The sequence below is a fragment of the Corynebacterium pseudotuberculosis genome (assembly GCF_002155265.1).
Lineage (GTDB): Bacteria > Actinomycetota > Actinomycetes > Mycobacteriales > Mycobacteriaceae > Corynebacterium > Corynebacterium pseudotuberculosis.
Genome location: NZ_CP021251.1, coordinates 390,459 through 403,304 on the forward strand (window position 1 = coordinate 390,459; position 12,846 = coordinate 403,304).

General features: G+C 51.7%; 8 protein-coding genes and 2 pseudogenes. 8 read left to right on the forward strand and 2 right to left on the reverse strand.

What is annotated here, in order from left to right:
• Nucleotides 1-77 precede the first annotated feature (77 nt).
• The 4 genes from CpATCC19410_RS01945 to CpATCC19410_RS01960 all read left to right on the forward strand — a co-directional run bounded on the left by CpATCC19410_RS01945 (nucleotide 78) and on the right by CpATCC19410_RS01960 (nucleotide 4,204).
• Nucleotides 78-1,484, forward strand: a complete 1,407-nt coding sequence (locus tag CpATCC19410_RS01945) for a carbohydrate ABC transporter permease (protein WP_014366511.1) — start codon at nucleotides 78-80, stop codon at nucleotides 1,482-1,484.
• The gene (locus CpATCC19410_RS01950) at nucleotides 1,484-2,362 is read left to right on the forward strand and encodes a sugar ABC transporter permease (RefSeq protein ID WP_013241234.1); all 879 of its coding nucleotides are present in this window, start codon (nucleotides 1,484-1,486) and stop codon (nucleotides 2,360-2,362) included. The genes CpATCC19410_RS01945 and CpATCC19410_RS01950 overlap by 1 nt, the downstream gene beginning before the upstream one ends.
• A gap of 132 nt (nucleotides 2,363-2,494) precedes the next feature.
• Nucleotides 2,495-3,238: a hypothetical protein gene (locus CpATCC19410_RS01955; protein WP_013241235.1), complete on the forward strand. Its 744-nt coding sequence runs from the start codon at nucleotides 2,495-2,497 to the stop codon at nucleotides 3,236-3,238.
• A gap of 210 nt (nucleotides 3,239-3,448) precedes the next feature.
• Nucleotides 3,449-4,204 (forward strand): formate/nitrite transporter family protein, encoded by a 756-nt coding sequence (locus CpATCC19410_RS01960; RefSeq protein WP_013241236.1) that lies wholly within the window; start codon nucleotides 3,449-3,451, stop codon nucleotides 4,202-4,204.
• A gap of 20 nt (nucleotides 4,205-4,224) precedes the next feature.
• Here the strand turns inward: CpATCC19410_RS01960 and CpATCC19410_RS01965 are convergent.
• Both CpATCC19410_RS01965 and CpATCC19410_RS01970 read right to left on the reverse strand, forming a co-directional pair.
• Nucleotides 4,225-5,471, reverse strand: a pseudogene (locus CpATCC19410_RS01965) (DUF4032 domain-containing protein).
• Between the two features lie 115 nt (nucleotides 5,472-5,586).
• A complete protein-coding gene (locus CpATCC19410_RS01970) occupies nucleotides 5,587-6,723 on the reverse strand; it encodes an ABC transporter ATP-binding protein (RefSeq protein ID WP_013241238.1) in 1,137 nt (378 codons plus the stop codon).
• A gap of 702 nt (nucleotides 6,724-7,425) precedes the next feature.
• Between CpATCC19410_RS01970 and secY the strand changes: the two genes are divergently transcribed.
• The 4 genes and pseudogenes from secY to CpATCC19410_RS01990 all read left to right on the forward strand — a co-directional run bounded on the left by secY (nucleotide 7,426) and on the right by CpATCC19410_RS01990 (nucleotide 12,711).
• Complete coding sequence (gene secY / locus CpATCC19410_RS01975) at nucleotides 7,426-8,748, forward strand: preprotein translocase subunit SecY (protein WP_013241239.1); 1,323 nt, start codon at nucleotides 7,426-7,428, stop codon at nucleotides 8,746-8,748.
• Complete coding sequence (locus tag CpATCC19410_RS01980) at nucleotides 8,748-9,293, forward strand: adenylate kinase (RefSeq protein WP_013241240.1); 546 nt, start codon at nucleotides 8,748-8,750, stop codon at nucleotides 9,291-9,293. The genes secY and CpATCC19410_RS01980 overlap by 1 nt, the downstream gene beginning before the upstream one ends.
• Before the next feature lie 161 nt (nucleotides 9,294-9,454).
• Nucleotides 9,455-10,239, forward strand: a pseudogene (gene map / locus CpATCC19410_RS01985) (type I methionyl aminopeptidase).
• A 387-nt stretch (nucleotides 10,240-10,626) separates the two neighbouring features.
• On the forward strand, nucleotides 10,627-12,711 hold the full coding sequence (locus CpATCC19410_RS01990) for a sialidase family protein (protein WP_013241243.1): 2,085 nt from the start codon (nucleotides 10,627-10,629) through the stop codon (nucleotides 12,709-12,711).
• The last annotated feature ends 135 nt before the right edge of the window (nucleotides 12,712-12,846 follow it).

The following is a 12,846-nucleotide window of genomic DNA, read 5'->3' on the forward strand; positions in this document are numbered from 1 at the left end:
AGTACTGGGCTTCACGTGTGCATAAGCAGTTTTTCACAACACATTTTTAAAAGCCACAGGAAGGGGAGTGCGGACTCATGAAAGCTGGAGTCCACCGCAGTGGCGTGCTGACTAAATCGAAGTCGAAGACACAAAAACGCAATGATGAACCGAGCCTTTATTCGTTGTCTCGTGCGTGGGCCAACGGAGATAACGTCACTAAAGCATCATTTGTTGTCTTTGGCCTTGGCAACCTAGTACGCAAACAATTTCTCAAGGGGATAGTGCTCCTTGCCATAGAGATAGTTGCTATTGCGCTGTTCTGCGATAAGGGCATCAAGGCGCTTCAAGAGTTGCCAGGACTAGGTACTGGTGAACAAGGCCGCGTCAAAGTAGACGGATTCTGGGTTTATAAGAACAGTGAACCGTCGGTTGTCTTGTTGCTAGAAGGCGTGGCTACGATCTTCCTCATTATCGTCTTCCTATGGCTGGCCACGATCGCGCTGCGTAGCGCATACAAGGCACAGACCTTCGTGGAAAAGCAGGGGCGTGCGCGTACTCTGAAAGAAGATCTGCACGCGTTAACTGATGAAGACGCACCGATTACCCTGATGTCGCTTCCCACTGCTGGCATTTTAATCTTCACGGTTCTGCCGCTGATTTTTATGATCAGCATGGCATTTACCAGCTATGATTCTCGGAATGTCCAGAAGTTTGACTGGGTAGGTCTAGAGAACTTTGGCAAAGTGTTCTCTAACACTGGTGGTGAAGTTAACCTGCAGATTTTTATCGGCGTGCTCACCTGGACCCTCGTATGGGCATTCTTTGCCACATTCCTTAATTACTTCCTGGGCATGTTCTTGGCCATGATTATTCAGCGCAAGACTACCCGGGGAAAGACATTCTGGCGTGCGATTTTCTCCCTATCTGTGGCTGTCCCCCAGTTTGTTACTCTCCTCGTGTTGCGCAGCATGCTGCAGCCAGAGGGCATCGTGAACCGTTTGTTGCTCAATTGGGGCTGGATTGACAGCAGTCTGCCGTTCTTTACAGACGCAACGTGGGCGCGAGTGACCGTGATCATTGTCAACCTCTGGATTGGTATTCCGTACACAATCATGCAGGTCACAGGAATTCTGCAGAATATTCCGGGCGAGCTCTATGAGGCTGCACGTCTCGACGGCGCCAGCTGGTGGCAGACTTACCGCAACGTGACCCTGCCGTACATGTTCTTTGTGATGACTCCGTATTTGATCACCACGTTTACCGCTAACGTGAACAACTTCAATGTGATCTACATGCTCTCTAGAGGCGACCCCACCCCAATCGGCGCCTCGGCTGGTAAGACAGATCTTCTAATCACCTGGTTGTACAAACTCACGGTTGACCGTGGTGATTACAACGTGGGTGCGGTGATTGGTATTTTGACCTTCATCGTTCTTTCCACCGTGGCACTTATTACGTACCGCCGAAGCGGCTCTTATCGCAACGAGGAAGGATTCCAGTGATGAGCACCAAACAAGTAGGGATCCGCGGAAGCCAGCGTCGCACGCGACAGCTTGTAGACTTCTTCGTTCACCTCTTTCTTACCGTCCTGGCAATCATTTGGGTGATTCCCATCGTCTGGGTCGTGGCAGAAAGCTTTAACAAGAACACAGCTCCGTACACGAACACCTTTTTGCCCACCGAGTACAGCGTGGACAACTACGTTCAGCTCTTTACCGATCACTCGGTGTTGAACTTTCCCAAGATGTTTGTGAACACTCTCATCATTGCTTGCTTTACGTGCGCAATCAGCATTGTCTTTGTGCTCTTTGTCTCCTACTCGCTGAGCCGCCTGCGCTTCCGGTTCCGCAAGGTTTATATGAACACCGCGCTGATTTTGGGCATGTTTCCCGGCATCATGTCAGTGGTGGCCATCTATTTTATTCTTAAAGCGATCGGCCTTACCCAAGACTGGACCACTACATTTGCGTTGATCATCGTGTATTCCGCTGGAACTGGCATGGGCTTTTATGTGATGAAGGGATTCATGGACACCATTCCAATTTCATTGGATGAGGCGGCGCTTCTCGACGGCTGCACCCGGTGGCAGGTCTTTACCAAGATTATTCTTCCGATCTCCAAGCCGATGATCGTGTATCAAGCGATTGTGGGATTCTTGACCCCTTGGCTGGACTTTGTGCTGGCAAAGGCGATTGCTCGAACGCAGGAAAACTACACGGTTTCTCTAGGCCTATGGAAGATGCTGGAGAAAGAATATATCTACGACTGGTTTGCACGCTTTGCCGCAGGTGCCGTGTGCATCTCTATCCCGATCACAATTTTGTTCATAGTGATGCAGCGTTACTATCAAGAGTCGATGGCCGGTTCTGTTAAGGGATAGTAAAGCTAGTAGCTTATACGCCAAATGCCCTCGTGTTGGTTATGCACCAATAAAACACGAGGGCATCCCGCTGTGATGAGCACCGTCAATAGACACCCCAAGAATTGTTTGGAAACAGGAGTGAGGAAATAAATGAATGTTCAGCTACGCCAGCGGGGATTGAACGCTCATAAGCTGGCTGGCTTAGCAGGGTTTTTCATCCTTGCGTCCTCGCTGGGGTCTCTCATGGTCCGCCCCACGGATACTGGGTATGTGGACGCCGGCTTGGGTTTACTGACTGTAGGAATCGTGATGGAGGTAATCTCTTGGTGCGCGATTCCGCTCGTCGCTTGGCTTTACACATGGGCGATCAAACGAGGAATAAATCGATGGCGCCTTGCCGCATGGACATTCGTTATTGCGGCGGTTAGCGAGGTTCCGTATGACCTAGCTTTGGATCGTCGGGCGTGGAGTACTGAGTCTCAAAACCCCGCGTGGGTGCTCCTAGTAGCTCTGGTAGTGCTGGCGGCTATAGACATCACTGCGCAGTTGTCTACCGCCTTGAGGTGGGCTGTGATGCTGGGGGTCACTCTTGCCGCAGTATTTTGGATTGTGGCGCTTTCCCTGGGCACCCGTCTTGGAATTCTCCCCATGGGGATTGCTTTGCTCGGATTTGTCATAATTTTTTATCTCTTTTGGGGTGCCGAGAATCGCATGATGTATTCCGCTGGTGCCTTTGGCGCCGCGATGTTTATTTCGCCGGCGTTAGGGACGGTGTTTTTGCATTATCGTCAGCCGCTGCTTGATCAGGAAGGCACTCTGCCTGCAGCGTGGGTCCCGTGGGCGTATCCTGTGATCCTCCTATTCACGGGACTTATTGCCACCGTGCTGCTATAAAAGCCGAACCATCGCCTACGCCCTGGCTGAGAATGTGAATAGTTTCTCACTCTCCTCAAATAAAGAAGAGATGCTCTAACATCGATCTGTTACGTTCGCGCGAACCGATGCCTCCTTCACCGGGGAGTAGCGCGGACTCATCTCGTTTTTTAGGAAAGGCCGTGCACGTTGACCGCGCCCGTATCGCTCACAAATAAAGTCTCCTCAGCAGTGGCAAAGAAGGTTGTCCTCTTTGAAACTGATTTCTGGCGGTATTCTGTCCGCTGCATTTTCGCTGGTGTTTACCTAACACTGGGAACCGCTTTCGCCGTTACCCTTGGACAAAAGCTTGATCATGTTGTTCACGGTGTGGGATACCCGATTTTCGGATTGATGTTCTTTGTCGGCTTGTACACCATAGTTTTGCTTAATGCCGAGCTGGCCACGAGCAACATGATGTATCTGGGGTTCGGAGTTGTGCATAAGAAACTGTCTTTGCCCAAGGCCACCCAAATACTTCTTGTGTGTACCTTTTTCAATCTTGTGGGCGCTGTACTCGTAGCCTTCCTGCTGAGCAGAGCGGTTGTTTTTTCCCATGTAGATGCAGAGAGCTTGGTTTCTACTATCACAGAAACTAAATTGGGCAAGTCATCTTTGGGACTCCTCGTCGAAGGAATTCTGGCTAACGTGGCAGTCAACATGGGCATCATCGGGGTGGCCATGGTGAAGGAGTTTTCCGGCAAGTTTCTTACCTTGGTGGTTACCATCAGCATGTTTACCGTGATGGGCCTTGAACACGTTATTGCAAACTTCAGCCTTGTTTCTTTAGTCGGTTTTAGCGCCGAGTCACTTCCATCCCATTTTGATGCTGCGCATATTGCTCGCAACTGGGCGATCGTTTTTATCGGTAATCTCATCGGCGGTGGCGTATGCATGGGAGCCGCCTACGCGTGGCTTAACCGGGGGAATGAAAAATACCGCGACTAAAAAGCTTATCGACGCCCCCCTTAATCCTCTGACAGCTCATCGTGGGGGTCCTGGTCCAACATCCGTTCCTCATCTGGCCGATGAGGCAGGATGGTCTTCGCGTAGTCTACTGCCGCGCTATTCAGTGGTATCTCGTGTCCAGCTTGCTCTGAGAGATACCACTGGTGTTCGAGAACCTCATGGAATATCTGTGCAGGCTGTAGTCGTGCCGAATATTCCTTAGGGATAGCCGCAAGCGTGGGCTCAAAAATATGGGTCAGCCACTCATGCGCGATAGTGCTCATCGGCCTGTGGCTATCGGAATGGATCGCTCGGTAGGTCTCAATGGCATTGAGAATGCGCCGGGCTTGATTTTCTTGTACATCTAGGCCCGTGAGCCGCATGAGCGCGCGGTGATGGTGTCCGGCGTCGACCACCCTAGGCCTAATATGCACGGATTGTCCCTCATCGGAGCTAGTGAGCTTGAGTTCCCCCACATCAAAGCCCAAGGCATTGAGCTTGTCGATGCGCTGCTGCACTTTCCAATGTTCGTCTGGCTAATGGTTTGCTCGGCAGTTAATTCCTCCCACAACAGCGAGTACTTTTCTACGATGCGGTTGCCTATTTCTATAGCGTCTACGTCAGGGGAAAGGAGCTTGCCGCTTTGCAGATCCATGAGCTCGCCGATGATGTTCACCCGAGCAATGTCTACGTCGTAAAGCCTGCGTTGATCGCTGAGCTTAGGCTGCAGCTCGCCGGTTTCGGCGTCCACAAGGTACCCCGAAAAAGAGTCCGCGTCTCTGCGAAACAACGTATTGGACAAGCTGACGTCGCCCCAGAAGAAATTCAGCAGATGCAGGCGGACTAAGAGAACCGCGAGGGAGTGGATAAGCCTGGTGGCTGTTTCTGAGCGCATGGACTGGGAAAAAACCGCGCGGTAAGGCAAGGAAAACTTTAGATGTTCCGTGACCAGCGCCGCTGTGAGGGGTTCCCCGGTGGCGTCGACACGCCCGGTAATCACCGCAAGGGGGCGTACTGACGGCGCCCCTAAGCGATTAAGATCCCGCAGCGTTTTGTATTCGTGATAGGCAACTTTTTGCCCGATCTCTTTAATCGCGAAAACCCGGCCGTCAATTCCCACAAAACGCACCACATGGCGCGAAATTCCTCGTGGGAGCGACGCCAAATATTCTTCAGGCCAATCTTCTAGCGGAAGAGACCACGGAAGCTGCAGTAACGCCGGGGCAATCGTACCGTTGGTTATCTGCATAAAAGGGGTGGCGGGCATGATGACTCTTTCACAAAGGTCGCGAGGAAACGAGGGGCACAGACAAAGGCTGGTTGCACGAAAGCCCACGCGGGGAAGTTCCCGTGTGGGCAGCGGCAATAAAAATGAGACGTGCTTATTCTGGCAATCGCATGCCAGTGGACTTGGAGAAGTTATGCTGAGCGCCCTCACGGATACGGACATGGATGATGGAACCGATGGGGGGTGCAGCGTGTGGGGCGGTGCGAATGATGATCTCATCGGTGGACTCGTCATCGGGGTTAGCGTCAGTTCCAGAGCCTAGGGATCCGCCGCCCTCAAGCTTGCCGTACATGTAGGCATCCGAACCGAGCTCCTCGACCATGTGCAGCTTTACCGGAATGGTATTTGGCTCGTTTTCAGAAACAACCTCAAGCGCCTCCGGACGGAAACCGATAGTAATCTTGCCATTATCAGAAGGCGTAATGGCCGCACGAGTAGCAGGGCTCAGTGGAACCCGTGCCTTGCCCAAAACCGCATGATCACCCTCGACTGTGAAGGTGCCCAAGTTCATTGCTGGAGAACCAATAAAACCAGCTACAAACTCGTTAGCAGGGAAATCGTAAAGCTCACGAGGCGTACCCACCTGCTGCAGCACGCCAAACTTAAGCACCGCAATACGATCGCCCATCGTCAGGGCCTCTGTCTGATCATGGGTCACGTATAAAGTGGTGACGCCAAGTTCGCGCTGAAGCGCAGCGATTTGGGTTCGGGTCTGCACACGAAGCTTTGCATCTAGGTTGGAGAGCGGCTCATCCATAAGGAAGACCTCGGGCTTGCGGACAATGGCGCGTCCCATAGCCACGCGTTGACGCTGACCGCCGGATAGCGCCTTAGGCTTGCGGTCGAGATATTCGGTGAGATCAAGAGTACGAGCAGCCTCTTCAACGCGGCGGTTGATTTCTTCCTTTGGCTTCTTATCAATCTTGAGCGCAAAGCCCATGTTCTCACGGACAGTCATATGGGGATACAACGCATAGTTCTGGAAAACCATGGCGATGTCACGATCGCGTGGAGGGATATCAGTGACATCGCGGTTCCCGATGGAGACGCGGCCAGAATTGACCTCCTCAAGCCCCGCCAGCATGCGTAAGGTCGTAGATTTGCCGCAGCCTGAAGGCCCCACGAGGACTAGGAACTCGCCGTCTTCAATATGAAGGTCAAATTCATCCACGGCTGGTTTGTTCGCGCCGGGATAAACGCGGGATGCTTTTTCAAAAGTCACTGATGCCATAGTGAGGCAACTCCATTTCTTTATCGGCAGGTACGTGCCGAACGGTCCGTAGTAAAGAATCACGTGGAAGCAGGCGAGGGTTTAAAAATCGCTCGCATACTAACTATGCGCAGCAACGTGGCATAGACATGGTTATTGTACGGGGAAACGCGTGATGTGGGGTTAAAACGAAAAAAGTTGAGATGTATGACTCATCTACTGCAGGAAAGATTTGAGAGATAGGTCGGTGAGGTCGGGGGATATAAGGGACATATAGTCAGCGGAAAAGGGCAGGATGGAGATTGTCTTGCTTGGCTTAATTTGTACGCAGCGGCTTTCTTGGTGACTTAGGGGGACCTAAAACTAAAAATAACCTTAACTGTGTAGTTGGTGGGGTGCGGTGGTAGAGTAAAGCGGTCAATCATGTCCAACCTCAACTTTTGATGGAATGTGAGCTTGTGCAAGAGGGCCTGGCAGGAATAAAGAGAGAGAAGCCCATAGTGGGGGAATCTCCTAAAAGGGCAGTTGAAGTTATATTTTCTGCGCTTGATTTTTTTCTGCGAGTTGCCTTTTTGAACAAAGATTGCATTGTTCAACGGTTAGAGAGAACGAGTTTTATTTAAACCTTCCATCCCTTGAGAGATGAAGACGGAAGCGTGATCAGTGTTGAGCTGATGTATCGTTGCGGCTTTATTGCGGGGGTATGTGAAGCCAGGAGGCTAAGTGTCCGCCATTTTTCAGGCATTCCGGGACGCGGATCTGCGCAAGAAGATTTTGATCACCCTTGCGTTGATCGTTCTTTACCGGATTGGTGCGCAAATCCCGTCACCCGGAGTAGATTATGCGTCTATTAGTGGGCGTCTTCGTGAGCTGACCTCAGACTCCTCAAGCGTCTACTCGCTCATCAATCTGTTCTCAGGTGGTGCGCTGCTGCAGCTGTCGATTTTTGCGATCGGCGTTATGCCGTACATTACGGCCTCGATTATCGTGCAGCTACTCACCGTGGTGATTCCTCGTTTTGAAGAGCTGAAGAAGGAGGGGCAGTCTGGTCAGGCGAAGATGGATCAGTACACTCGCTACCTCACTTTGGGCTTAGCTTTGCTGCAGTCTTCCGGCATTGTTGCTTTGGCGGACCGTAAACAGCTTTTGGGTGCGGGTGTGCAGGTGCTTATGCCTAATGCAGGCCTGTGGACTCTCATCATGCTGGTACTGGTTATGTCTGCCGGCGCGATGCTTGTTATGTGGCTGGGTGAGATTATCACTGAGCGCGGTGTGGGCAATGGTATGTCTTTGCTTATCTTCGCTGGTATCGCGACTCGTCTTCCGTCCGACGGTGCAAATATTTTGAATTCTTCCGGCGGCGTGGTCTTTGCCGTTGTGCTGGTAGCCGTGATCATTCTTGTGGTCGGCGTTGTGTTTGTGGAGCAGGGCCAGCGCCGTATCCCCGTGCAGTACGCCAAACGCATGGTGGGGCGTCGTCAGTATGGTGGCTCTTCTACCTACCTGCCTTTGAAGGTAAACCAGGCCGGCGTGATCCCCGTGATCTTTGCGTCTTCACTTATTTACATGCCCGTGCTGATTACTCAGATCATCAATTCCGGTTCTCACGAGGTTTCTGATAACTGGTGGCAGCGCAACGTCATTCAGTATCTGCAGACTCCGTCTTCATGGCAGTACATCGTGCTGTACTTTGTCTTGATCATTTTCTTCTCCTATTTCTACGTGTCGGTTCAATATGATCCGAATGAGCAAGCGGAGAACATGAAGAAGTACGGTGGATTTATTCCGGGAATTCGACCTGGTCGGCCTACTGCTGAGTACCTAGGCTTTGTGATGAACCGCCTGCTGTTCGTGGGTGCACTCTACCTTGGTATCATTGCTGTTCTTCCTAACATCGCCCTCGATTTGGGGGTAGGTGCAAGTTCTGCGGGCTCCACACCGTTTGGTGGCACGGCTATTCTGATTATGGTCTCGGTTGCACTGACTACGGTTAAGCAGATCGAATCTCAGCTTCTACAAAGTAACTACGAAGGACTCCTCAAATAATGCGTCTTGTACTCCTTGGACCCCCCGGTGCCGGCAAGGGCACTCAGGCTGCGATCCTCTCCGAAAAGCTTGGTATCCCGCACATTTCCACGGGTGACTTGTTCCGGGCCAATATTGGTGAGGGAACCCCGCTGGGGATCGAAGCCAAGCAGTACATCGACAACGGCAAACTTGTTCCCACCGACGTCACCGCGCGCATGGTGAAGTCTCGTTTGGAAGAGGAAGACGCCAAGGATGGCTTCCTCCTCGATGGTTTCCCTCGCACCGTGGAGCAGGCAGAAATCCTTGAGGGTTTCTTGGAAGAGTTTGGCACCACGTTGGACGGTGTTATCAACTACCAAGTTTCTGAGGACGTTGTTGTAGAGCGTATGTTGGCCCGCGGCCGTGCAGATGACAACGAAAGTACGATTCGTACTCGTTTGCAGGTGTACCGCGAGGAGACTGCGCCATTGATTGATCACTACGGTGAGCAGATTATTGCTATTACTGCTGAAGGCACCGTGGAAGACATTAATTCTCGGACCCTTGAGGCCCTAGGAAAATAAAACCTGATTGACTGCGAGCCGAGCCTGACGCGTGACTATACACCCGGTGTATAGCGTTTGTCAGTGCTCGGTTTTTGCTTTTTTAACTCGTAGAGACACTCGTTTGCTGCGGCTGTCGCAGCAAAGAATCGCCCTGATAAGGGGACTGAAAGGATGTGATGATGGGTTTTCGATCCAAACGCAAAGTAATTCCAGCTAAAACCCCTGCCGAACTTGATGCGATGCAAGCTGCAGGCGAGATTGTGGGTAAGGCTCTGCAGGCTGTTAAAGCTGCAGCAGGACCAGGAGTAAGCACTCTGGAGCTCGACGCGGGACGATTCGATCCTGTGGCGCTATCCCCACGTTTAAGGGCTATGAAGGCTTTCCTGGATCAATCTGCGCCTCAGTGAATGAAGTGATAGTTCACGGAATCCCAAATGCAGAGACCGTTTTAAGGGAAGGCGACCTGGTCTCTATTGATTGCGGAGCTACCTTTGAGGGCTGGGTAGGGGATTCTGCTTGGACTTTTGGGATAGGCAAGCTTGCTGCTGATGTAGAAGCGCTTAACCAGGCCACCGAGTGGGTGCTTATGGAGGGGATGAAGGCGATGATCCCTGGAAATAGGCTTACCGACGTCTCCCACGCACTAGAAAAAGCAACGCGTCAAGCGGAAAAACGCTTTGGTGTAAAGCTGGGGATCGTGGACGGCTATGGCGGTCACGGCATTGGACGAACCATGCATGAGGAGCCCTACCTGGCTAACGAGGGTAAACCGGGTAGGGGGCCGATGATTCAAGAAGGATCAGTCCTGGCTATTGAACCCATGTTGACGCTGGGGTCCGTGGATTCTTTTGTTCTGGAAGACGAGTGGACTGTAGTTACGGATGACGACTCATGGTCTTCCCATTGGGAGCACACTGTGGCGGCCACAAGCGAGGGCCCCCGAATTCTTACCCCCCGTAAGTAGTTACATATTTTTTAACTTAAAGTGGCCTGACGTTCTGCACTTGGTGCTCTGTTGGGTCATTTTTTGTATATTTTTGCTGGCTGCAGGGTATTTCTTCTGTTATAAATACTTTATTATTTTGTAACTTTGACGTGATCTTAAAAGCATTACCCCCATCAGTGGAGAAAAGCACATTTGGAGGAAAGCTTCCAAGCCCGCCTGTGTGGTTGCTAATCTTCTAGATAACACCATTTGCATGTTCCGTCATCGATTAATTTTTAATGTGACGCATGGCCCCCAGTTTCTTCCAAGTCTGTGGGACACCTGCCGATATAAGAGGTCGGACGTCTGATGTGTTGGCTGTCTCATTTTTGCATGTTTCATCCATCTCAACGAAGGGAGTTTCCAATGACGGATTCACACCGCCGTGGAACTCGCAAAGCGCTGGTAACACTCACAGCAGCGCTGGCGCTCACCACTCAAGGCCTTACGGCTCCTGCGACTCTTGCTGAAGAGGGTTCGACCATCGTACCTGCGCCCATTGATAATAATGGGCTTTTCGACGCTGCCCCGCCCGCGCCCGTAGCGCGTGGTGCAGTGGGGGAGGGTAAGCTTCCCGACCCTGTAACCAGCGAATTTTTTGATTCGAAGGTTATCAGAGACGTAGACCCGGCAGGGCAGCGGTGCTTCCGTATTCCGGCTATCGCTACGGCAGTAGACGGAACTCTTTTGGTGGCTTTTGATAACCGCTATGGACCAGATGCGCAGAGCAGGACCTGGTGTAGGGATGCGCCTTACGAGAACACGAAACGTAATTCGCGTGAAAAGCAGACGGATATTGAGATTTATCGCTCTCATGATTCCGGTAAATCCTTTGAGGAGGGCGACTTCATTGCCAAGGGGACCGAGGATCCGCGGGATCTTTCCTATACCGATCCCTCAATCGTTGTAGACCATGAAACAGGGAAGATATTTGCAGTCTTTGTGCGGGGTTATGACTACCGCTTCTTTGATGCGACTGCAGGTGTAAATAGAGGTTCCGTTGAAGATCCAATACAGAAAAGGTCGGTTCAGGATACCGTCATAATTGAATCGAACGACAACGGTCAAACCTGGGGAAACATGAAGCTTCTCAGCGAGTTGACGGAGAAAATTAAAGTCCGGCACAAGCCTGGGCAAGAGCTTGCGGGTCGTGGAAGATTTGCGACTTCTGGTAACGGAATCCAATTAAAGTACGGGGAAAATGCGGGACGGTTACTTTTCCCAATGTCGGTGCACTACAGCCCAAATGGTGCTGGGGCTGTAGCAAACGTAGCGCTTTATTCCGATGACCATGGGGCGACCTGGAATGTTGGACAAGGCGTCGGGGGCGAGGGAGAGACGAACGGGGATGAGAATAAGCTAGTGGAGCTTTCCGATGGTCGAATCATGATGAATTCGAAGAGTACGGGAAGTAATCCTAGTAATCCGAGAGGCGCAGAGCGTTGGAGGTCTTATTCAGAGGATCAGGGAGAAACCTGGAGTAAGCCTGAACCGGTAATCGTTGCGCCACCTCAGCACCCATTGCAAAGAAATACTGGTATCAATGTTTCTCTGATTAAGGCATACCCTAGTGCCCCGGAAGGCAGTGCTGCCGCGCGGGTGCTCTTGTACTCTGCTCCGATTGATACCCGAATTAAAGGAGAATACGGGCAAGACGGGCGTAGCAATGGTTGGGTCATGGCCTCCTGTGATGACGGTAGGTCGTGGACGCACGGGCGTCAGATCGAAGCTGGCCGTTTTCAGTACTCGGTCATGACTCCTATGGCTGACGGCAATATTGGCATGGTGTATGAATCTGGCGATAAGGAAAGGGGAATGACCCTCAAGTTTGCCAAGTTCAACATGGCTTGGCTGGGAGCCGATTGCTTGAGCAACAAAGCCTTGGGTATTACCGATTTGCCGGATCCTGCTTTGGCTAAGGCTATTGAAGACGCGAAGGCTGCGACGGCTAAGGCTGAGGAAGCTACGGCGAACGTGCTAAAGCTAACTAAGGAACTAGAAGAAGCCGAGCTTGAAAACGAAGAGCTTGCACAGGCTCTGGCTGAGGCTAAGAGCGCAGCACAGGATGCTATCGCTGCCGCTGAGGAGGCTAATGCTCGGGTTAAAGCAGCTGAGGGAGCTACGATTGAGGCTGAAGAAGCTGCAATGAAAGCAGAGAATGAGGCTAAAGCGTTAGCGGAACAATTGGCTAAGGTTGAGGCGGAGCTAGCAAATTCCCAAGATCAAGCCAAGGCCTTGGCTGAGGCTAAAGAGGCTGCTGAGATTGCTCGGAAGGCAGCGGAAGAGGCCCTTAAGCTGGAAAAGGAGAAGTCTGGAAAAGCCGGCGGTACAGATAACACTGAAAATAAAGGTTTTTGGCAAGAACTTTTACGGATTTTTCCGGGATTTGCACCTATTTTCAGTTTCCTAGCGTCGATATGGGGCGGCATGCAGAAGCTGCTGGCATTTTAAAGCCAAGCAGACCGAAGTGATGTAGTTGCTGAAAAAGGGGGCGTGCGGAGCGGAAAGCAAGGCGCGCCCCTTTTCTTGTCTCTTGTTAAAAGTTGCCAAATTGTTATGTGCGACACGCCGAGAGAGGCCTGCTTA